The 21210-nt window shown below is 68.2% G+C and carries 18 protein-coding genes and 4 pseudogenes; 16 read left to right on the top strand and 6 right to left on the bottom strand.

Annotation, left to right across the window (positions count from 1 at the left end; genetic code table 11):
* Positions 1–459 precede the first annotated feature (459 nt).
* Positions 460–2268 (top strand): annotated as a pseudogene (locus tag O159_RS04335) (amino acid transporter).
* Between the two features lie 47 nt (positions 2269–2315).
* Here O159_RS04335 and O159_RS04330 read toward each other — a convergent pair.
* The 4 genes and pseudogenes from O159_RS04330 to O159_RS04315 form a co-directional block, all read right to left on the bottom strand.
* Positions 2316–2501 (bottom strand): DUF6186 family protein, encoded by a 186-nt coding sequence (locus tag O159_RS04330; RefSeq protein ID WP_236609540.1) that lies wholly within the window; start codon positions 2499–2501, stop codon positions 2316–2318.
* An 11-nt stretch (positions 2502–2512) separates the two neighbouring features.
* Complete coding sequence (locus O159_RS13165) at positions 2513–2917, bottom strand: hypothetical protein (RefSeq protein ID WP_144267554.1); 405 nt, start codon at positions 2915–2917, stop codon at positions 2513–2515.
* A 228-nt stretch (positions 2918–3145) separates the two neighbouring features.
* On the bottom strand, positions 3146–4156 hold the full coding sequence (gene adhP / locus O159_RS04320) for an alcohol dehydrogenase AdhP (RefSeq protein ID WP_021754536.1): 1011 nt from the start codon (positions 4154–4156) through the stop codon (positions 3146–3148).
* A 341-nt stretch (positions 4157–4497) separates the two neighbouring features.
* Positions 4498–5496, bottom strand: a pseudogene (locus O159_RS04315) (IS481 family transposase).
* Positions 5497–5565: 69 nt separating this feature from the next.
* Between O159_RS04315 and O159_RS04310 the strand changes: the two are divergent.
* The 12 genes and pseudogenes from O159_RS04310 (at position 5566) to O159_RS13825 (ending at position 17193) form a co-directional block, all read left to right on the top strand.
* The gene (locus tag O159_RS04310) at positions 5566–6663 is read left to right on the top strand and encodes a Rossmann-fold NAD(P)-binding domain-containing protein (protein WP_330216842.1); all 1098 of its coding nucleotides are present in this window, start codon (positions 5566–5568) and stop codon (positions 6661–6663) included.
* Positions 6660–6980 (top strand): NAD(P) transhydrogenase subunit alpha, encoded by a 321-nt coding sequence (locus O159_RS04305; RefSeq protein ID WP_021754534.1) that lies wholly within the window; start codon positions 6660–6662, stop codon positions 6978–6980. The genes O159_RS04310 and O159_RS04305 overlap by 4 nt, the downstream gene beginning before the upstream one ends.
* Positions 6977–8010 (top strand): annotated as a pseudogene (locus tag O159_RS16485) (NAD(P)(+) transhydrogenase (Re/Si-specific) subunit beta). The gene O159_RS04305 and the pseudogene O159_RS16485 overlap by 4 nt, the downstream one beginning before the upstream one ends.
* A 29-nt stretch (positions 8011–8039) precedes the next feature.
* Positions 8040–8386, top strand: a pseudogene (locus O159_RS16740) (NAD(P)(+) transhydrogenase (Re/Si-specific) subunit beta).
* A 31-nt stretch (positions 8387–8417) separates the two neighbouring features.
* The gene (locus tag O159_RS04285; protein ID WP_021754533.1) at positions 8418–10019 is read left to right on the top strand and encodes an aldehyde dehydrogenase family protein; all 1602 of its coding nucleotides are present in this window, start codon (positions 8418–8420) and stop codon (positions 10017–10019) included.
* Between the two features lie 351 nt (positions 10020–10370).
* Entirely contained in the window at positions 10371–11558 is a 1188-nt protein-coding gene (locus O159_RS04280; RefSeq protein WP_456237220.1) for an IS30-like element ISLxc3 family transposase, read from the top strand.
* Positions 11559–11727: 169 nt separating this feature from the next.
* Positions 11728–13161 (top strand): amino acid permease, encoded by a 1434-nt coding sequence (locus O159_RS04275; RefSeq protein WP_021754532.1) that lies wholly within the window; start codon positions 11728–11730, stop codon positions 13159–13161.
* Positions 13158–14438, top strand: coding sequence for an arginine deiminase (locus tag O159_RS04270; protein ID WP_021754531.1), 1281 nt, complete (start codon positions 13158–13160; stop codon positions 14436–14438). Before O159_RS04275 ends, O159_RS04270 begins: the two co-directional genes overlap by 4 nt.
* On the top strand, positions 14435–15442 hold the full coding sequence (argF, locus tag O159_RS04265; RefSeq protein WP_021754530.1) for an ornithine carbamoyltransferase: 1008 nt from the start codon (positions 14435–14437) through the stop codon (positions 15440–15442). The genes O159_RS04270 and argF overlap by 4 nt, the downstream gene beginning before the upstream one ends.
* Positions 15443–15448: 6 nt before the next feature.
* Positions 15449–16393, top strand: a complete 945-nt coding sequence (locus O159_RS04260; protein ID WP_021754529.1) for a carbamate kinase — start codon at positions 15449–15451, stop codon at positions 16391–16393.
* A 48-nt stretch (positions 16394–16441) separates the two neighbouring features.
* Entirely contained in the window at positions 16442–16645 is a 204-nt protein-coding gene (locus O159_RS04255; RefSeq protein ID WP_236609539.1) for a hypothetical protein, read from the top strand.
* Between the two features lie 203 nt (positions 16646–16848).
* A complete protein-coding gene (locus tag O159_RS13825; protein ID WP_021754528.1) occupies positions 16849–17193 on the top strand; it encodes a TM2 domain-containing protein in 345 nt (114 codons plus the stop codon).
* Positions 17194–17227: 34 nt separating this feature from the next.
* Here O159_RS13825 and O159_RS04245 read toward each other — a convergent pair whose 3' ends face one another.
* Positions 17228–17866: a response regulator gene (locus tag O159_RS04245; protein ID WP_021754527.1), complete on the bottom strand. Its 639-nt coding sequence runs from the start codon at positions 17864–17866 to the stop codon at positions 17228–17230.
* A gap of 165 nt (positions 17867–18031) precedes the next feature.
* Here O159_RS04245 and O159_RS04240 point away from each other — a divergent pair, with 165 nt between their 5' ends.
* Genes O159_RS04240 through O159_RS04230 form a run of 3 tightly spaced genes read left to right on the top strand, consistent with a single transcriptional unit; the run spans position 18032 to position 20368 of the window.
* Positions 18032–18778, top strand: coding sequence for an SDR family NAD(P)-dependent oxidoreductase (locus O159_RS04240; protein WP_021754526.1), 747 nt, complete (start codon positions 18032–18034; stop codon positions 18776–18778).
* A gap of 1 nt (position 18779) precedes the next feature.
* Complete coding sequence (locus O159_RS13155) at positions 18780–19358, top strand: pyridoxamine 5'-phosphate oxidase family protein (RefSeq protein WP_021754525.1); 579 nt, start codon at positions 18780–18782, stop codon at positions 19356–19358.
* A complete protein-coding gene (locus tag O159_RS04230; RefSeq protein ID WP_021754524.1) occupies positions 19355–20368 on the top strand; it encodes a zinc-dependent alcohol dehydrogenase family protein in 1014 nt (337 codons plus the stop codon). Before O159_RS13155 ends, O159_RS04230 begins: the two co-directional genes overlap by 4 nt.
* A 254-nt stretch (positions 20369–20622) precedes the next feature.
* Here O159_RS04230 and O159_RS04225 read toward each other — a convergent pair whose 3' ends face one another.
* Positions 20623–21006, bottom strand: coding sequence for a hypothetical protein (locus tag O159_RS04225; RefSeq protein ID WP_021754522.1), 384 nt, complete (start codon positions 21004–21006; stop codon positions 20623–20625).
* Positions 21007–21210: the final 204 nt, after the last annotated feature.

Here is a 21210-nt window from a genome sequence, read left to right as displayed (position 1 = left end):
CAGCAAAAACAGGGTGAAAACTCACTCGGCATTGTCTGTCGCTCGGCGCGGACGGCGATGCGGATGGCGGCCATGACCACAGATTCGTCCACGTCGGCTGCGGCATATAGGGCACAAAGTCCTGGACCGTGCATGCCCACCCCGGAGCGGCCGCCCGAGACGGGTATCGGTCGCACCCATCGATGAACCGTCCAGGGGCCGCGATGTCCAGGGACCTTGGGCCTCGTTGTTGCGCGATGCCCACCGTACGGTTCCGTGGACACCAACGCCAGGAGCGGAATGACGAACAGGGATCACGTGACGAGCACCGACATCACGGGGAAAGTGCTGCCGCCAGTCGCGGGGGCGCGTGTGAACGGGCTGCGCCGCTGGCTGCTGGACGGGCTCGTCGACGGCAGGGGAACCCATCCGGGCCCGCATGTCGTGGTCCCGCCCCGGACGCACCCGTGGTGGCGGGTGATGTGCCTCAGCGGGGTGGACTACTTCTCCACCCTCGGCTATCAGCCGGCGATCGCGGCCCTCGCGGCACGGTTGCTGTCTCCGCTGGCGACCGTCGTGCTGGTGCTGCTCACCCTCGCCGGCGCGCTCCCCGTGTACCGGCGGGTCGCGCGGGAGAGCTTCACCGGGTGGGGGTCGATCGCGATGCTCGAGCACCTGCTGCCGTGGTGGGCGGGGAAGATCTTCGTGCTGATGCTGCTGGGGTTCGCGGCCACCGACTTCATGTTCACCATCACGCTGTCCGCCGCCGACGCAGCCGCGCACGCCATCAAGAACCCGTTCACTCCCGACTGGCTCGAAGGCAGCCAGGTGCCGCTCACTCTGCTGCTGATCGCGTTGCTCGCCGGGGTGTTCCTCAAAGGGTTCCGGGAAGCGATCGGCATCGCCGTCGTCCTCGTCGGGGTCTACCTCACCCTGAACCTGGTCGTCATCGTCGTCTCCCTCGCGCACATCGCAAGCAGCCCGTGGTGGTCACCGACTGGTGGGGTGCGCTAACCGCCCAGCACAGCAGCCCGCTGGTGATGGTCGGGATCGCGCTGACCGTGTTCCCCAAGCTCGCGCTCGGGCTGTCCGGGTTCGAGACCGGAGTCGCCGTGATGCCACAGATCTCCGGCGACCCCACGGGCACTCCCGAGCACCCCGCCGGGCGAATCCGCGGGACCACCCGGCTGCTGACGGTGACCGCGGTGGTCATGAGCGGTTTCCTGCTCACCTCCAGCCTGGTCACCACCCTGCTGATCCCCCAGGAAGAGTTCCAGCCCGGCGGGCACGCAAACGGGCGCGCACTGGCATACCTCGCGCACGCGTACCTCGGTAACGGGTTCGGGACCGTGTATGACATCAGCACGATCCTCATCCTCTGGTTCGCCGGAGCCTCCGCGATGGCCGGGCTGCTGAACCTGGTGCCACGCTACCTGCCCCGCTACGGCATGGCCCCGCAGTGGGCGCGCGCGGTCCGCCCGCTCGTGCTCGTGTTCACCGCCATCGCGTTCCTCATCACGATCGTGTTCGACGCGGACGTGGACGCGCAGGGCGGCGCGTATGCGACCGGGGTGCTCGTGCTCATCACCTCCGCCGCGGTGGCCGTGACGATCTCCGCGGCCCGGCACCGTCACCGGGCAGCAACAGTCGGATTCGCCGTAATCACCATCGTGTTCGTGTACACCACGGTGCTGAACGTGATCGAACGACCCGACGGCATCCGCATCGCCGGGCTGTTCATCCTCGGCATCCTGGTCATCTCCTTCGTCTCCCGGTCCTTCCAGATCCGCGCGACGAGGATCACCTTCGACGACACTGCAGAAGGATTCCTACGCGACGACGCCGGCCGCGGACAGATCCTGATCATCGCCCACGAACCCGGCGCCGGCGGGAAGGAGGAGTATCGTGCCAAGAGCACCGCGGAACGCCGCGATAGCCACATCCCCCCGCTCGTCGAGGATCCTGTTCCTGGAAGTGCGCGGCACCGACTCGTCCGAGTTCGAAGAGGAACTGCTCATGCACGGGACCCACACACACACACACGGATACCGGGTGCTGACCGTCACCAGTGCGAACGTGCCCAACACCCTCGCGGCGGTGCTGCTGCAGATCAGCGACCTGACCGGCGTGGTGCCGAACGCCTACTTCGAATGGACAGAGGGCGGCCCGGTCTCCAACATGCTCAAATACCTCCTGTTCGGCTCCGGCGAAGTCGCCACCGTCACCCGCGAGGTGCTCCGGCAAGCCGAACCGATCCCCCCACGACGCCCCATCATCCACGTAGCCTAACCGTCTGATCGGACATCCTGCGTCCCGAGCCCCCGGGGCGGTGGAGATCAGGCGACCAGGAAATGCCACCCCAGCCACCACCAGAACACCATCAGCGTGACCCGCGCGAACCGGTCGGACAGCACCTCGCCCAGCAGCGAGCCCACCGGGGAGAAGGACTCGGGGCGGCGGTGCGGGACGATCGTGAGCAGCACCGCGGCGCCCAGCAGGAGAATGTAGACACTGATCGTCACGGTACGGATCATCACCGGCTCCCGCCATGGGCGACGAGCATCGCCCCGGCAGCGACCCACCCGGTCACAAGCAGGACCCGCGACGGCTCGGTGGACAGCAACGGTTCGACCAGAGCGGAGATCGTGGGGTGGCCCGCCTCACCCGCAGCCGTCCACTGACCGAGCATGTACGAGGTCAACTCCCACACACATGCGAGCACCGCCAGCACCGCCCACACCCACCCCGTGCGGTGCAGTACGTGTCCGGGCTCCTCCGGTCGCCGGTTGCGGCGCGCACCCCACGCCGCAGGGAGCACCACGACACCGACCGCAGCGATCGCGGTGGCCATCTCCGGGGTGTGGCTGGGCAGCATGATCAGCACGGCAGCAGCGGCCGCAGCGATCGCCGCGATGATGCCACGGCGAGAAAGAGTCACCGGTGTGTCGACGTCGACGGCCGGCAGCAGGGCCAGCAGGAGCAGCGCGGCCGTCGAACGGCGCGCCCCGGAAGAACTGGAACGCGCAGGTGAGGACCAGCACGAGGATCCACAGCAGTTCTCCACGCTGCGTAGACGGTGCCCCTGCGCTGGCAGCTGGTCTGTCCCGGGTCACAGCGCCTCCCACGTCCCCTGCGGGCCGCATCCGGCGACCGGCCGGAGACGATCTCAGTACTCGAAGACGAGGCGGGCGAGGACCTTGCCGGAGAGGACCTCGGTGATGGCGTCGTTGACCTGTTCGAGCTGGCGGGGCTCCGCAATGATCCTCGTGCGCCCCGCGGCGTGCAGCGCGAACACTTCGGCGAGGTCCTGGCGGGTGCCCACGATCGAGCCGATGATCGAGATGCCCTTGAGGACGGTGTCGAAGATGGACACACACATCTGCTCGTCGGCGGGCAGGGCCACGCAGATCAGCCGGCCGCCGCGACTGAGCGATGAGAACGCTTGCTCGAACACGCGCCGGGATGCCGCGAGCACGACAGCGATGTCGGCACCCCCGAGGTCCCGGATCGCGGCGACCAGGTCGCCCTTCGCCGCGTTCACGCCGTACTCGGCACCCAATTCACGGGCCAGATCGAGTTTCGCGTCCTCGACGTCGATGGCGATCACCGAGCCACCCATGATCCTTCCGTACTGGACAGCGAGATGCCCGAGGCCTCCGATGCCGAATACCGCCACCCGTTCGGTGGGAACGATGCGAGCAACCTTCAACGCCTTGTAGGTGGTCACCCCGGCGCAGGTCAGCGGAGCGGCGTCCACAGAGGAGATCCCGTCCGGGACGGGGACCACGAACCGGGCGGATGCTGTGGCGTACTCGGCGAACGCGCCATCGACGGAGTATCCGCTGTTCTGCTGCTTCTCGCACAGCGTCTCACGCCCGTCGATGCAGTAGCGGCATTCTCCGCACGCATATCCCAGCCATGGGATCGCGACCCGCTCCCCGACAGTGCGATCCGTGACGCCCTCACCGATCTTCTCGATGACCCCCACGCCCTCATGGCCGGGCACGAACGGCGGGAGCGGCTTGACCGGCCAGTCCCCGCGGGCAGCATGGATGTCGGTGTGGCACAGTCCACATGTCTCCAACCGGATCAGGACCTCCCCTGTCCCCGGTTCCGGGATGTCTCGTTGCTGGATCTCCAGTGGGGCGGTGAACGAGGTGACGACAGCGGCCTTCATGGTGACTCCTTCGACAGCCGCGTGAGAACGGCAGGGATGGGGCACGCGGACCACCCATCACGATCCGACTCTCACCCGTCGCCGTGGGCAGGTCAGGGTCTTAGGTCCCACCGGGCTGGTGTGACCTAAGACCCTACGAGCCCGGTCCCGGCAGCGAACACTGAGCGCATGCCGAACCTGCAACGACTGCTCCCAGTCGTCATCCCGGAGCCAGCGGATGACCGTGACGGTGGGCGTGCTCGCAGAGACCGGGCCTGAAGAACGGCGGGTGTCCTTGGATCCGGACGCGGTGGCCCGTCTGACCCGGGCCCGCCCGGTGCTCGTGGAGGCCGGCGCGGGGGTTAGGTGTGTTGCCCAGGGACGTTGGTCAATCTGCTGATGGGTGGCTGGCTGCCGATGGCGGTGTGGGGCCTGTGGTGATTGTAGGAGTGCAGCCAGGCCGGGAGTGCGTTGCGGCGGGCTGATTCGGAGTTGTAGTGCCGGGCGTATGCCCAGCCGTCGGCGAGGGTGCGGTGGAAGCGTTCGATCTTGCCGTTCGTCTGCGGATGGTAGGGCCGGGTGCGTTTCGGTTGGATGCTGAGCTCGGCGCAAGCGTCGCGCCAGGCGTATGAGCGGTATGCGGAGCCGTTGTCGGAGAGCACCTGTTCGACGGTGACGCCACGGCTGGCGAACCAGCCGACCGCTCGACGCAGAACAGCGATTGCAGTGGCGGCGGTTTCGTCGTCGTGGATCTCGGCGTAAGCGACACGGGAGTGATCGTCGATGACGGTATGAACGAACGCTGTGCCGGTGATCATGTCGCCGGTGATCCCGTGTTTCCCGGTCCGCTTCGCGGTGATGGCCTTGTTCCGCTCTCCCTGGAGACGTCCGACGTAGCGCCAGCCGCCACCGTCGGGGATGTTGCCGAGTTTCTTGATGTCGACGTGGATCATCGATCCGGGATGCTCGTGCTCGTAGCGGCGGGCGGGTTCGCCGGTGCGGACGTCGACGTGGCTGGGCCGATTGATCCGGCACCGGGAGAGGACCGTGTGAACGGTCGAGGCGGGCATGCCGAGCTGGGCGCCGATACCGACTGGTCCCAGCCGCTTCTTCCACCGCAGATGCACGACCTTGCGGACCAGTCTTCGCGGGGTCTTGTTCGGGCTGTGATGCGGCCGTGACGAACGGTCCAGCATTCCCGCCTCGCCCATCTCCACGTAACGACGAGCCCATCGGTCCGCGGTGCGTCAGGACACTCGGAAGTAGGTCGCCGCCGCAGCAACGGACCAGCCGTCGTCGACGACTTGGCGGGCCAGGCGGAGGCATTCGCGAGGAGTCAAAGCAGCATTAGCGTGGGTCACGAGGACCTCCTAAGTCATCGAGTGCAGGGAAACTAGACAGCCCCACTCTCGACCGGGAGGTCCTCACCCATCTATCGCGTCACACCTCAACCAACGTCCCTGAGCAGCACACCTAGAGCAGGGTTCCCCGACACGGGATACTCTGCGGCGGGAGCCACGGTGATCTCCCGTGCGGATGTCATCGCCCGATCCGGCGTGCTCGCGGTGGTCAGGTGCCCCGATGACGCGACGATCGGCGCGATGCGAGGCGGGCAGCTGCTGCTGGGGTTGCTCGGCCCGCTGGATCATCCCCAGCGGATGGCCGCGCTCGCCACGAAAGGTGTCGTCGCGGTCGCGTTCGACCTGCTGCCGCGCACTCTCAGCCGCGCCCAGTCCATGGACGCGCTGACCTCGCAGTCCACCGCCGCCGGATACGGGGCCGCGGTCGTCGCCGCGGAGGCATCCGGCCGGTTCTTCCCGATGATGATCACCGCCGCCGGCACCGCCCGCCCCGCCAGCGTGATCGTCATCGGCGCCGGCGTCGCCGGGCTCGAGGCGCTGAGCACCGCCCGTCGGCTCGGCGCCGTCGTCACCGGGTATGACGTCCGCCCCGCCTCCCGCGGCGAGGTCGAGTCGGTCGGAGCCACGTTCCTCACCTCCACAGTCGCGCAGGGCGCCGGGGAGGGCGGGTATGCGCGGGTGATGACAGCCGACGAACTCCGGCAGCAGCAGGCCGAGCTCGCCGGGCATCTGACCCGGTTCGACGTGATCATCACCACCGCGAAGGTTCCCGGCCGCACCCCACCGGAGCTCGTGTCGGTCGACACGCTCTCCCGGCTCACGCCCGGGTCGGTGTGTGTGGACCTGGCCGCCGGCGACCACGGGGGCAACGTCGCCGGCGCCCTCGACGGGAAACGCATCATCACGCCCGGCGGGGTGACGATCATCGGCGGCGACCTCGCCGCCGACCTGCCGACCTCCGCGTCGCAGATGTATGCACGCAACGTCCTGGCCCTGCTGGGCACGCTCATCATCGACGACACGATCCGCATCGACCCCGCCGACGAGGTACACGCCGCGGTCGTGGTGTGCCGGGGCGGTGAGCTCACCAGCGCAGCGGTGCGCGCAGCCCAGGGGCTTCCTCCCGCAATCCCAATCGATGCATCCAAGAAGGCAGGTGTGGCGTGACCGAGACGCTGTTCACGGATCTGGCGATCTTCGTGCTCGCCCTGCTGGTCGGGTACGAGGTGATCGGCAAGATCCCCTCCACCCTGCACACCCCGATGATGTCCGGGGCGAACGCGATCCACGGGGTGGTCGTGGCCGGTGCGATCGTGATCACCGCGTTCGCCGACAGCCCGGCCGGGTACCTGCTCACGGGGATCGCCGCGGCCCTGGCCGCCGCGAACGTCGTCGGCGGATACGTGGTCACCGACCGGATGCTGCGGATGTTCCACCAGCCACCTGACCGCACCACCCTGCCTGCAGGGACGGCGTCGCCATGACCGTCCTGGCCTGGGTCACGGGTCTCGTCTATCTCGCCGCGGCCACCTGCTTCGTGATCAGGCTGCATCTGATGCGCACCCCGGCGACAGCCCGCCGCGGGAACCTGATCTCCGCCTGCGGCATGGCCGCAGCGGTCGCCGTCACCCTCATCGCCGTGCTCATCGAGGGCAGCGCGGACGGGATCGGCTGGATCGCGCTCGGGATCGGCCTGGCCGCCGGCGGAGTGTTCGGGGCCGTCCGCGCCCGCACCGTGAAGATGACCGACATCCCGCAGCTGATCAGCGTGTTCAACGCCGTCGGCGGCGCGGCCGCCGCGGTCGCGTTCGCCGACTTCCTGCACCGCACCTCCGGCGCCGTCGTCCCGTTGGTCGCGTCGATCCCGATCGTGCTGGACGTGCTGATCGGCGCGGTCACCCTCTCCGGGTCGCTGATCGCCGCGGGGAAGCTGCAGGGCATCATCCCCGGACGACCCGTCCAGTTCCCCGGCGCAAGAGCTGTCAGCGCCCTCGTCGTGATCGTCGCACTCGCCGCCGGCGTGCTGACGGTCGTCCTGCCCCGAAACCCGTGGCTGCTGCTGGCGCTGCTGGTCGCCGCGCTCGCGTTCGGGGTGCTGATGGTGCTGCCCATCGGCGGCGCCGACGCCCCGGTGGTGTGTCGCTGCTCAACGCGTTCACCGGCCTCGCGGTGGCGATGGCCGGGTTCGTGATCGGCAACCAGGCCATGATCATCGCCGGAGGCCTCGTGGGGGCTGCCGGCACCATCCTGACCCTGCAGATGGCGAAGGCGATGAACCGTTCCGTGCTCAGCATCCTCGCCGGCGGGTTCGGCACCGGATACACCGCCGCCCCAGGGGCACCCGGAGCGGCGGCGGCGAACGTGCGCACCGTCGACGCGGACGACGTCGCCATCCAGCTCGCCTACGCGCAGCACGTCATGATCGTCCCCGGCTACGGGCTCGCCGCCGCCCACGCCCAGCGCGAGCTCGCCGACCTCGCGCCACCCTCCTTACCGGACACGGCATCGACGTGAAGTACGCCATCCACCCCGTCGCGGGACGCATGCCCGAGCATATGAACGTGCTGCTCGCCGAAGCGAACGTGCCCTACGACCAGCTGTTGCAGCTCGAGCAGGCCAACACCGCGTTCCCCACCTGCGATGTCGCCCTCGTCGTCGGCGCGAACGACGTCACCAACCCCGCCGCCCCGGCAACCCCGTCTCCGGGATGCCGATCCTCGACGTCGACCACGCCAAAGCCGTCGTCGTGATCAAACGCTCTATGAGCCCCGGCTACGCCGGTATCCCCAACGACCTGTTCACCGACCCCAAGACTGGGATGCTGTTCGCCGACGCGAAACAGGCACTCGCCGACATCACCGCCGCCGTCAAACAATACGTCGCCGCCTGAACAGCAGCGACACCAAAGGAAGGACACCCTTATGACCATCGCCGCTGACACCAGCACTGGACAACTGACCGCGATCGACCGCACCCGCACCCTCGTCCCCGGCGGCACCATCTACACCCGCCCCGGCGTCACAGGGAGCCTGGTGCCGGTGAAGACCCGGTACGAGAACTTCATCGGCGGCGACTGGGTCGCCCCCGTCAAAGGCGGCTACGGGCACGACATCGCCCCCGCCACCGCAGACCCGTTCGCCGAGTACCCCTCCTCGACCGTCGAAGACATCGACCTCGCCGTCGCCGCCGCCCAGCTCGCCTTCCCCGCGTGGGCCGCCACGCCGATGAGCGGCCGCGCCGCTGTACTGATCCGCGTCGCCGACCGGCTCCAGGAACACCTCGAGGCGCTCGCGGTGCTGGAGTCGTGGGAGAACGGCAAACCGGTTCGGGAGACCCTCGCCGCCGACATCCCCTTGGCGATCGACCACTTCCGCTACTTCGCCGCCGCGATCCGCGCCCAAGAAGGCAGCATCAGCGCCATCTCGAAAGACCTCGTCTCGTACCACTACTACGAGCCGATCGGCGTGGTGGCGCAGATCATCCCCTGGAACTTCCCCATCCTGATGGCCGCGTGGAAGCTCGCCCCCGCCCTCGCCGCCGGCAACACCGTCGTCCTCAAGCCCGCCAGCGCCACCCCGATCTCCATCATCCGGGTCATGGAACTCATCCAAGACATACTCCCGGCCGGAACGGTCAACGTCATCAACGGGAGCGGATCCGCGCTCGGACAGCCCCTCGTCGAACATGACGGGATCGGCAAGGTCGCCTTCACCGGATCCACCGCCACCGGGCGGCAGATTATGCAGTACGCGATCAAGAACATCATCCCCTCCACCATGGAACTCGGCGGGAAGTCCCCGAATCTGTTCTTCGACGACGTCGCCGACCAGAAGGACGACTTCTACCGCAAAGCGATCGAAGGGTTCACCCTGTTCGCCCTCAACAAGGGAGAGATCTGCTCCTGCCCGTCCCGCGCACTCATCCAGGACGGACTCGCGGCGGCCGGGTTCCTCGACGACGCGATCGCACGCGTCAACCGGATCACCGTCGGTGACCCGCTCGACACCCGCACCGAGATGGGACCCCAGAACAGCAGAGACCAGCTCGACAAGATCTCCGCCTACCTCGACCTGGGACCGCGCGAGGGGTGCGAAGTCCTCGCCGGCGGCGCCCCGCTCGAACTGCCTGGCGACCTGTCCGGCGGGTACTACATCCAGCCCACCGTCTTCAAAGGACGAAACGACATGCGGGTGTTCCAGGAGGAGATCTTCGGGCCCGTGGTCACCGTCGCCACCTTCACCGACTACGCCGACGCGATCCGGATCGCCAACGACACCATCTACGGGCTCGGCTCCGCCGTGTGGAGCCGAGACGGCGACACCACCTTCGCGGCCAGCCAGGACATCAAAGCCGGACGCGTCTGGGTCAACACCTACCACCAGTACCCCGCCGGCGCAGGGTTCGGAGGATACAAGCAATCCGGGTACGGCCGAGAGACCGACCAGCAGACCCTGCACAACTACCAAGAAGTCAAGAACGTCCTCGACAACCACGACCCGAAACCGCTCGGCTTCTTCGCCTGACACCCGCCGCCGCGCATCACGGCTGCGCTACCACGACCGGACCATAGGGCCCCGAGACTGCTTGGGTTCTAACGGTCGTTGCAACACCTGGACTTTCTGGGAGTTGTAACGACCGTGGCCCGTTTAAGGAGCTATTCGAGGGATCGACGCTGTTTCACGCAGGCTGATAAGGACGCGTTCTTCGCGTTGTTCGAGGCGTGTGGGAGCATCACGATCGCGGCGCGTGAGTTGGGGTTCAACCCGGCGACCTGCGGGACGTGGGTATGGAAGGCCGGCCTGCGCAGCCAGGGGAAAACCGGGACTGGTCCGCATCCAGGAAAGGAACGCTACTTCCAGTTGCGACGCGATGGCATCTCGCGTCGCGAAGCAGCGGCTGCCGTCGGGGTGAACATCCGCACGGCACGGGATTGGGATAACGGTGTCCGGAAGACCGCTCATCGCCGCTATTACCCAGATGGTCGGGTCGTCGATTACAAAACAGGTATGACGACGTTTCTTGACGGCACCGAGACAATCTCGCCGGCGGCGATCTTTCAGCTGGAGAGGAAGCTCGATCCGCGGTTCCTTTCGCTGGAGGAACGTGAGCAGATCCGGGATCTCCTCCGCGATGGGTTGTCACTGCGGAGCATCGCCGCCCAGCTGCGGCGGTCGCCATCCACGATCAGTCGGGAAATCTCCCGGAACCGGTCCTCGACCGGGATCTATCACCCCTTCGCAGCACATCGCTACTCGGCGAAGCGTCGCCCACGGCCAAAGCCGCGAAGACTGGTGACAGAGCTGCGGTTGCGTGCTTTCGTTGAGTCGAAGCTGGCGTTGCGGTGGTCTCCCGAGCAGATCACTCGAGCCCTGATCCGTCAGTTCCCGGACGACGTTGGGATGCGAGTGGCGACCGAGACGATCTACCAGACGCTCTATCTCCAAGGACGCGGCCAGCTGCGCCGTGATCTCGCGACAGCGCTGCGTACCGGGCGCGCACGTCGCCGACCGAACCGGGGAACCAACGCACGTCGTTCGCGGTTCGTCGACCCGATGCTCATGATCTCCGAGCGCCCCGCTGAGGTCGCTGATCGTGCTGTTCCAGGGCATTGGGAAGGCGATCTCATCATCGGCGCTGACCACGCCAGCGCGATCGGCACCCTCGTCGAGCGAACCACCAGGTTCGTGATGCTCGTCCACCTCCCGACCGACCACGCTGCCGAGACCGTCCGCGATGGCCTCATTCGGACGATGAGCGGCCTGCCGGCCGAACTGAAGAAGTCGCTGACCTGGGACCAGGGTGCGGAGATGGCCGCCCACAAGACGTTCACGATCGCCACCGACATGGACGTCTACTTCTGCGACCCAGCCTCGCCCTGGCAGCGCGGTTCTAACGAGAACACGAACGGGTTGCTGAGGCAGTACTTCCCGAAGGGCACCGACCTCTCACAGCACTCGCCCGCGGACCTTGCCCGAGTCGCACACGAACTCAACACCCGCCCACGCAAAACGCTCGGCTGGGAAACCCCAGCCCAGCGCCTCGCTAAACTACCTACCAGCTAATCGTCGTGTTGCAACGACCACTAGAATCCGCCCTGACTCGTGGCCCTATGCGATGCACAGCTCCCCGTGGGGGCCGCAAGACCGATCGCCATCCCCCGCGCCAACACGGCGGCATGGCGGTGGGACTTTCGGCCCGGACTGGGCCGCGGGCGCCCGCCACGATGCCGGTATGAGTACAACACCGGCCCTGCGGGGCAAGAAGCTCGGACTGCCCGCCGCGTCCGCCCTCGTCGTCGGGTCGGTGATCGGCACCGGCGTGTTCGGGCTGCCGTCCGCGCTGGCCGCGTTCGGGCCGATCAGCATCATCGCCTTCATCCTGGCCACCATCGGCGCCCTGGCCCTGGCTGTCGTGTTCGGACAGCTCACCAAACGCGTCCCCGGCTCCGGCGGCCCCTACCTGTACGCGCGGGACGCGTTCGGCGAGTTCGCCGGATTCCTCAACGCGTGGTCGTACTGGCTGACCGCGTGGGCCGGCAACGCCGCCATCGTGGTCGCCCTCACCGGCTACGTCGAGGTGTTCATCAACACCGACCACAACGTGGTCTGGTCGATCGTCATCGCCGTGGTCTGCCTGTGGATCCCCGTCCTCATCAACGTGCTCGGACTACGCAGCATGGGCGGCGCGCAGGTCGTGTTCACGGTCCTGAAGATCGTGCCGCTCGCCCTAATCGCCATCCTCGGGCTTTTCTTCCTCAACCCCGCCAACTTCGGCCCGTTCAACTCCTCCGGCACCGACGCATGGACCGCGCTCGCCGGCGCGGGAGCCGTGGCCCTGTTCGCCTACCTCGGCATCGAGACCGCGTCCGTCGCCGCGGGCCGGGTCCGCGACCCCGAGAAGAACGTCCCCCGCGCCACCATCTACGGCACCCTCGCCTGCGGCCTCGTCTATATCCTGGGCACCGTTGCCCTGTTCGGCACCGTGAGCAACGCCGATCTGCGCACGTCAACCGCCCCGTTCAGCGACGCTGCGAACGCGATCTTCTCCGGCGCCTGGGCCGGGCAGACCATCGCCGTGGTCGCGGTGATCTCCGGGCTGGGCTGCCTGGTCGGGTGGACGTTCATCGTCGGCGAGATGCCGCACGCCGCCGCCCAGGACGGCATGTTCCCCCGCGTGTTCGCGAAAGAGCACCGCGGCATGCCGCTCGTGGGCATCATCGCATCCACCGTGCTGGCGACCCTGCTGACGATCCTCGCGTACACCAGCTTCGAGCAGGTGTTCACCATGGTGGTGCTGCTGACCGTGTTCACCGCCGTCATCCCGTACCTGTTCTCCGCGGCATCCCAGATCTACTGGGTCGTCACCCGCACCCGCGCCGTCTCCTGGTCGCACCTGGCCCGGGATGTCACCGTCGGAGTACTCGCGCTCGTGTTCTCGTTCTGGGCGCTGATCGGAACCGGCGCCGAGGCCACCTTCTACGGCGCGATCGCGTTCCTGCTCGGCGTGCCCCTGTACGTCTGGATGAAGGCCTCCAACCGGCGCCGCGGCATCCCCAGCCCCACGCCCTGGGATGCGAGCACCGTCCCCGACACCCCGGCAGCGCTGATCACCGCCTCCGAACCGGTCGGCGAGCCGACTCCCGCGGGCAAGGGGGCCCGGTCATGACGACCCCAGCCCAGACCGCAGCTGCCCCCGCGGAAGCCGCGGCGGGGGCGGCACCGCTCGGCATGCACTCCGAGGTCGGCACGCTGCGGCAGGTGATCGTGCATCGACCCGGCCGCGAACTGGACCGACTCACCCCCGACAACTGCGAGCAGCTGCTGTTCGACGACGTCCTCTGGGGCGCGAAGGCCCGCGGCGAGCACGACGCGTTCGTCGAGGTGCTGCGCTCCCACGATATCGTCGTGCATGCCTTCACCGACCTGCTCACCGAGACTCTCACCCTCCCCGCGGCCCGCGCCTTCATCCTCGACCGGCTCTGCACCCCCGACCAGTACGGTCCCGTGTTCGCCCCGCTGCTGCGCAGCATCCTCGATGACAAGACCCCCGAAGACCTCACCGAGCTCCTGATCGGGGGGATCACCGCGGCGGAACTGGGCACACCCGCCACCGACAGCCTGCTCTGGCACACCACCGACCCGCTCGGGTTCGTGCTCCCGCCGCTGCCGAACACCCTGTTCCCCCGAGACAGCTCCGCCTGGATCTACGGCGGCGTCAACGTCAACGTGATGGCCAAACCCGCCCGTGTGCGGGAGACGACGACCGTCCGCGCCATCTACGACCACCACCCCCTCTTCGCCTCCGCCGGGATCGAACGGTACAACCCCGACGAGCACCGGTCGGTCTCCGCGATCGAGGGCGGCGACATCCACATCCTCGGCCGCGGCGCGGTGCTCATCGGAATGGGCGAGCGCACCACCCCGATGGCCGTCGAGGCCCTCGCGCAGGCACTGTTCCGCACCAGAGAGGCCGAGAAGGTCATCGCGATCGGGCTTCCCCGCTCGCACGCGATGATGCACCTGGACACCCTCATGACGATGCTCGACCCGCACAACTTCGTCCTCTCCCCCTCCCTGCGGCACACCGCGCTGCGCGCCCACCTGATCGTCCCCAACGACGACCCCGACGGTCTCACCATCAGCGAGCCCCGCGACCTGGTGCCGCTGCTGGAAGAGACACTGGACACCGATGGGATCCGGATGCTGACCACCACCGAAGACCCGTGGGCCGCGGCGCGGGAGCAGTGGGACGACGCGAACAACTTCCTCACCATCGCCCCCGGTGTCGTGATCGGCTACGACCGCAACGTCGCCACCAACACGATGCTCCGCAAGCAGGGCATCGAGGTCATCACCATCAGCGGCAGCGAACTGGGACGCGGCCGAGGCGGGTCTCGGTGCATGTCCTGCCCCATCCAACGCGACCCCGCCCCGCGGTCATGAGCACCGCGACGACGGCCGGGCTCCGGCATCTGCGGAAAGACACCGACCTCACTTTCGACGAGCTCACCACCCTGCTTGAGCTCGCCGGCCAGCTGAAAGCCACCAGACACGCGGCGACACCACCGCGGCTGGCGGGTCGGACCATCGCGGTGCTGTTCGAGAAGCCCTCCACCCGTACCCGCAGCGCGTTCGAGGTGGCCGCCTACGACGAAGGCGCTCACTGCACCTATATCGATCCGGCCAACAGCCATCTGGGCGCGACCGAGTCGGTCGAGGACACCGCCCGGGTGCTCGGCCGCTACTACGATGGAATCGCATTCCGCGGCTTCGCGCAGGCATCCGTCGACACCCTCGCCGTCCACGCCGGCGTGCCGGTCTGGAACGCGCTCACCGACACCTGGCACCCCACCCAGGCCCTCGCCGACCTGCTCACCATCCACGAACACCACCACGCCGCCACACCCGCGAAGGTGTGCTTCGTCGGCGACGGCAACGACAACGTGGTGCATAGCCTCCTGGTCAGCGGCGCCCTGCGCGGCCTGGACGTGCGGGTCGCCTGCCCCGCGGCGCTGCGCCCCGACCCGGGCATCGTCCAGGAGGCGCACGAGCGGGCCACGCGCACCGGTGGGAAGATCCTCGTCACCGACGACATCGACGAAGCCGTCCGGGACGCCGACTTCCTGTACGCGGACGTGTGGGTCAGCATGGGCGAGCCGCCCGAGCGGTGGGCCGAGCGCGTCCCGCTGCTGCACCCCTACCGGATCGACCGGGCCCTCGTCGACCGCACCGGCAACCCGGACGTGAAGATCCTGCACTGCCTGCCCGCGCTGCACGACCGGCACACGACCCTCGGGGAGGAGATGTTCACCCGGTACGGGCTGGACGGTGCGGAGATCAGCGACGACGTGTTCCGCTCTGCCCGTTCGGTCGTGTTCGATCAGGCCGAGAACCGGCTGCACACCATCAAGGCCGTCCTGCTGCACAGCCTCACCGAGACCGGGTGAGTCGCCGTGCGTCTCGTGATCGCGCTAGGCGGCAACGCGCTCCTGCACCGCGGGGAACCCCCGGAGGCAGCCACCCAGGCGGCCCGGCTCGCCGTCGCCGCCCCCGCACTCGCTCGGCTGGCCGCCACCCACCAAGTCGTGTTCGTGCACGGCAACGGCCCCCAGATCGGGCTGCTCGCCCGAGAATCCGCCGCAGACCCATCCCTCGCCGCACCCTACCCGCTGGGGCTGCTCTCCGCCGCCACCCAGGGCCTCATCGGATCCCTGCTGCAGCAGGCGCTCCACGGCGCCGACCCGGACGTGGCGACCGCCACCGTCGTGACCCACGTGAGCATCGACAGCGACGACCCCGCACTGCTCACGCCGGAGAAGTTCATCGGGAACGTCTACGACGAACACCACGCCCGCGCCCTCGCTCGCAAACACGGTTGGAGCATCGCACCCGACGGGGACGGATGGCGCCGAGTCGTCTCGTCCCCCCGGCCCCGGCAGATTCTCGAGATCGACACATGCCGCACACTCCTCAACGCCGGAACGACTGTGATCATGGGCGGCGGCGGAGGCATCCCCCTCACGCACGCCGACGACAGCGACCAGCTCGTCGACGCCGTGATCGACAAGGACCACACCGCGGCGCTCCTCGGACGCCTGCTGCACGCGGACAAGCTCGTCATCCTCACCGACGTGCCCGGGGTGATCATCGGATACCGCACCCCCGACGCGACTGTCCTCACCGACACCACCCCACCGCTCGCACGGGCACTGGACCTGCCCGCCGGATCGATGCGCCCCAAAGTGGAAGCGGCCTGCGACTTCGTCACCGTCACCGGGCGGCCCGCCGTGATCGGCCCGCTCGAGCATGCCGAAGACGTCGTCGCCGGCGTCCTCGGCACCCGCGTCAATCCGGCGGGACAACCGGACGGTGCGCCGATGGGAAACCCGGCCCGATGAGGCGATGACACGGTACGCGTTTGCAGGGACGAGCGGGAGGGAGCAGGAATGATGGAGAACGGGCGTAGCGGTCGGGTGGTGGAGAGGAACGGCGTGTGGGGATTCTTCTTCCTGCTCGCCTACATCGGTGCGGCGATCTACTTCATCTCGCACTCCGACGGACGCTTCTGGTCCGTCGTACTCGGCTTGCCGCAGGCGATCGTGTGGCCGGTCTACCTCGTCTACCACGTGCTCGAAACGCTCGGGGTCTGACCGTCTCGATCCGGCGATCCCACCGGACATCGTCGATCGGACGCGCACGTCGCGCCCGCCACCGGGATGCGCCTCGAAGACCCGGGACCTTCGGCCCGCCAGTCGCAGCCGCGGGCGGGCAGTATGGACGCCGAAGGAGGCGAAGATGGCCGCGAACACCCCGTCCACCGCCGCGCCGAGGCGCCGGGATCCCGCACAACGACGTGTCGGATCGGTCGTTCATCGCCACCTGGATGTTTGCGTGGCTGCTGGGGTTCCTCGGTGTGGACCGGTTCTACCTCGGGAAGATCGGCACCGGGATCCCGAAGCTCCTCACCATCGGAGGATTCGGGATCTGGTGGCTCATCGACCTCATCCTCACCCTTGCCGGTGTGCAGCGCGACAAGGAAGGGCGGCTGCTGCCTGACTACGAGCAGCACAAGATGATCGCCTGGATCATCACCGCCGCAGGATTCGGGCTCTGGCTCCTCACCGCGGCGATCTCCCGATTCTTCGCCTACGTGCCTGAGCAGCTCGGACCGATGATGCCGTGGTGGCAGTGGCGCTGACCGGGCGTCACGCCGGCCCAGCAAGGGTCCGGGTTCACCGTGCCGTGCCAGTTCGTTCGAGTTCGAAGACCGCGGCCTGGGTTCGGTGTTCGAATCCGAGCTTAGACAGCATCGTCGACACGTAGTTCTTGACCGTCTTCTCTGCGAGGCCGAGCCGGTCCCCGATCTGACGGTTCGTGAGTGCGTCGGCGATCAACGCGAGGATCTGTCTTTCCCGAAGGCTCAGCGACCCGAACCGGGGATCCTCGTCCTGCACGGTCCGCATCTGCTGAGTGGCACGTTTCGCCATGGAGGGGTCCAGCAGGGTGCGGCCGTCGGCGACGGCGCGGACCGCAGCGGCGAGGTCCATGATCCGCAGCGTCTTCAACAGGTATCCGGACGCATCCGCCATCGCCGCGGCGAGCACGGCGTCGTCATCGTCGAACGCGGTCAGGATCAGGCATCGCACGCTCGGATGCTCCTGCCGGATGTGCCGGCACAAGTCGATGCCGCTGCCGTCGGGCAGGTGCATATCCAGCACGGCCACATCCGGCAGGGTCGCCGCGATCCGGCCCTTCGCCTCCCCGCAGGTCGACGCCTCGCCGACCACCTCTAGCCCTGGTTGCGCATCCAGCACGTCTGAGATGCCGTGACGGACCACCTCGTGGTCGTCGACGAGGAAGATCCCGGTCATCACTCACCACCCATCGCCCCGCGTCGGGGGCGCGGCGGGGACCTGCCCAGCACTGTACCCACAACGCAGGCACCGTGCATGGGACTTTCGGCCCGACCAGGCGCGTCCCCCGCGGGTTCGCTGGACCTGTCGCGGGTCACGCGCGAAACGAAAGGGGCAGCGACGATGACCGAGAACCGCTTCACCGACCGCACGATCGTGGTCACCGGGGCCGGGTCCGGGATCGGCCATGCGACCGCGGTGCGTCTGGCGGAGGAAGGCGCACGCGTAATCGGGGTGGACATCTCCCGTCAGCGGCTCCGCGCCCTCGAGGGCGAGCTGGGCACCAGGGTCGCCACCGTCGACGGGGATCTCGCCGAGCAACTCACCGTGGACCGCGTGCTCGCCGCCGCAGGCCCCCGGATCGCCGGGCTCGCGAACATCGCCGGGATCATGGACGGCTTCGAGCCCTCCGCCGAGATCAACGACCAGACCTGGGACCGCGTCCTCGCCGTCAATGTCACCGCGATGATGCGACTGACCCGTGCCGTGCTGCCGGCGATGATCGAGGCCGGTGCGGGCTCGATCGTCAACGTCAGCTCCGAAGCCGGACAGCGCGGCTCCGCCGCCGGAACCACATACACGGTGTCCAAGCACGCGGTGAACGGGTTCACGATCAGCACCGCATTCTTCTACACCCCGAAGGGAATCCGCTGCAACGCCGTCGCCCCCGGACCGGTCGCGACGAACATCGAAGCACCCTTCCGTTCACCCCTCGCACAGGAACGACTCGGCCCCATCATGCAAGCCACCATTCCCGCCGTCGCGCAACCGGCAGCGCTGGCCGCCGCGATCACCTGGCTGCTCAGCGACGACGCCTCCGACGTGTCCGGCGCGATCCTTCCCGTCGACGGCGGCTGGACGGCGATCTGACATGCCCGAGGACCTCCCCAACCCGTATCAGAAAGCCCCGGGGCCGCCACCGCGATCGGCGGCCTCGTTCGGGGTCGTGGACTTGGACACGGCCTCCTGCTGGGAGCTGGTCCAGCACGGGTCCCTGGGGCGGTTCGCGGTCGACGGCGCCGATGGGGCCCCGGACGTGTTCCCGATGAACTACCTCGTCCACGAGGGGAGCGTGTACGTCCGATCCGGGCCAGGCAGCAAACTGCGCAGCATCCTCGACCATGCTTCGGTCGCGTTCGAGATCGACGGGGAAGATCTCGGGCATCGGTGGAGCGTGGTCATCCGGGTCACGGCGCGCCGGCTGGACTCTGACGATGAGATCGAGGCCGCCGGGGTCCTGCGACTCCAGTCATGGAGCCCCACCCCCAAGCAGAACTTCATCCAGCTCACCCCCCGCACCGTCACCGGCCGCCGGTTCCCGAAGATGCCCGCCGGGCACTCCGCCGCGCACCGCCCGCCCGTCATCGCGCATCCCACCATCATGCACGACGGTTCCCTCGACAAGCCGCTGCCGATCCCGCACTTTCCCCCGTTCTCCGATCACGAATGAACAGCTCCATCCGTCCCGCCACGATGCGCGCCTGGGTCACCGGGGACACCGCCGGTGATCTGACCTTGACGACCCGGCCAGTGCCAGTGCCAGGCCCGGACGAGGTCCTCGTCAAAGTCGAGGCGTGCGGGGTGTGCCGCACCGACCTGCACGTCATCGACCAGGAGATCCCCGTCCATCGTGCGGGAGTGACCCCGGGGCACCAGGTGGTGGGAATCGTAACCGATGCCGGGCGCGGCGTGCGCAGACTGCATCGCGGGGACCGGGTCGGGGTGGCATGGCTGCGGCGCACCTGCGGCACCTGTACATGGTGCCGGGAGGGAAAGGAGAACCTGTGCCCCGCGTCGCAGTACACTGGCTGGGACGCCGACGGCGGGTTCGCGGAATACGTGACGGCGCCCGAGGCGTTCGTGTATCCCCTTCCCCGTGAGTCCGACCCGGTCGAGGTGGCCCCGCTGCTGTGCGCGGGAATCATCGGGTACCGGGCCCTCGTCCGCGCCAACATTCCGCCGGGCGGACGACTGGGGATCTACGGGTTCGGGTCCAGCGCGCACCTGACCGCACAGTTGGCTTCCACGCAGGGGATGCAGATCCTTGCGATGACCCGTGGTGAGAGGAACCGGGAGCTCGCGCGCAGGCTCGGGGCGGTGTTCGTCGGCGACGCGACCACCGCCCCGCCTGCCCCGGTCGATGCGGCGATCGTGTTCGCGCCCGCCGGCGAACTCGTGCCGGCCGCCCTGCAGGCCACCCGTCCGGGCGGCACGGTCGTGCTGGCGGGCATCCATATGACCGACATCCCCGCGATGGACTACACCCGCAATCTGTTCCAGGAACGGGACCTGCGCACCGTCACCGCGAACACCCGCGCCGACGGCGCCGCTTTCCTCCGCCTCGCCCGCAACCTCCATGTGAAGCCCGCCGTCACTCGGTACGTGTTCGCCGACACCGGGGCCCCGATCGCCGATCTGCGGGCCGGACGGGCATCGGGATCGTTGGTGATCACCGTTTAGGCGGCAGGGCGGACGATCAGCACGGGAGCGTTCGCGTTGACGAGCACGTCATGCTGCATCCGGCCCAGCGCGACCCGCGCGGCATTCGGTGCGGGGGACGTCCGGGGCCAAGGACCAGCAGTTCAGCGTTACGGGCCGCGTCCAGCAACGCTGGCGCCGCGGGACGTGCCACCACCCGGGTGCGAAGCGTCACCGTGGGCCAGCCGTCCCGCACCGTCGTCTCCGCAGCAGCGACAGCAGGATCGAAGCCTTCCTCACCGAGCCCGTCCGGGCGCGCCTGCACCAGCTGCAACGGTCGCTCGCCACGCATCGCCTCCGCTGCCGCGATCTGAGCGACCGCCACCAGCGGAATCGTGCCGGTCGATCCCGGCGACCACCCCTGCCCGGAAACGGAGATCCACCGCAGGAATGACGGCGACCATGCACACCGCCAACGCGGCGACCTGCACCGGCAGAGATCCGAGCACCCGACCGTGGATGAACCCCGACTTGTCGGTTCCGACCACCAGCACGTCACCGGTGCGCGCGTACCCGGCCAGCGACGCCGCGACCGGGCCGTACAGCACAACCAGCGACTCACCCGCCCACGCATCCATCTCGAGGCGAGGGACCTCTGCCAGATCCTCCTGCACGTGCATCGGGACGCAGGGGCGTCCATCCTGCGCGGCCCGTGTCCGGGCCCATTCGACTGCTGCCTGAGAGGTGCGGGATCCGTTGACCCCGACGACATACCGACCGTTCAACCTGCATCCTCCGCTCGGCACCCCATTATTGCGATCGCAAGGACACAAGAGAAACAGGAAAAGCAGGAGAGGCAGGTCCCGGCACACCGGAGCAGCGTT

Origin of the sequence: Leifsonia xyli subsp. cynodontis DSM 46306, assembly GCF_000470775.1 — a bacterium.
In the GTDB taxonomy this organism is placed as follows: domain Bacteria; phylum Actinomycetota; class Actinomycetes; order Actinomycetales; family Microbacteriaceae; genus Leifsonia; species Leifsonia cynodontis.
The sequence above is the reverse complement of the archived record's forward strand: the minus strand, read 5'-3'. Positions and strand labels throughout refer to the sequence as shown.

Coding starts and splice junctions, on each gene's coding strand:
- adhP (WP_021754536.1), bottom strand. CDS start 4,156: ATGAAGGCCGCTGTCGTCACCTCGTTCACCGCCCCACTGGAGATCCAG.
- O159_RS04285 (WP_021754533.1), top strand. CDS start 8,418: ATGACCATCGCCGCTGACACCAGCACTGGACAACTGACCGCGATCGAC.
- O159_RS04275 (WP_021754532.1), top strand. CDS start 11,728: ATGAGTACAACACCGGCCCTGCGGGGCAAGAAGCTCGGACTGCCCGCC.
- O159_RS04270 (WP_021754531.1), top strand. CDS start 13,158: ATGACGACCCCAGCCCAGACCGCAGCTGCCCCCGCGGAAGCCGCGGCG.
- argF (WP_021754530.1), top strand. CDS start 14,435: ATGAGCACCGCGACGACGGCCGGGCTCCGGCATCTGCGGAAAGACACC.
- O159_RS04255 (WP_236609539.1), top strand. CDS start 16,442: ATGATGGAGAACGGGCGTAGCGGTCGGGTGGTGGAGAGGAACGGCGTG.
- O159_RS04245 (WP_021754527.1), bottom strand. CDS start 17,866: ATGACCGGGATCTTCCTCGTCGACGACCACGAGGTGGTCCGTCACGGC.
- O159_RS04240 (WP_021754526.1), top strand. CDS start 18,032: ATGACCGAGAACCGCTTCACCGACCGCACGATCGTGGTCACCGGGGCC.
- O159_RS13155 (WP_021754525.1), top strand. CDS start 18,780: ATGCCCGAGGACCTCCCCAACCCGTATCAGAAAGCCCCGGGGCCGCCA.
- O159_RS04230 (WP_021754524.1), top strand. CDS start 19,355: ATGAACAGCTCCATCCGTCCCGCCACGATGCGCGCCTGGGTCACCGGG.
- O159_RS04225 (WP_021754522.1), bottom strand. CDS start 21,006: ATGCACGTGCAGGAGGATCTGGCAGAGGTCCCTCGCCTCGAGATGGAT.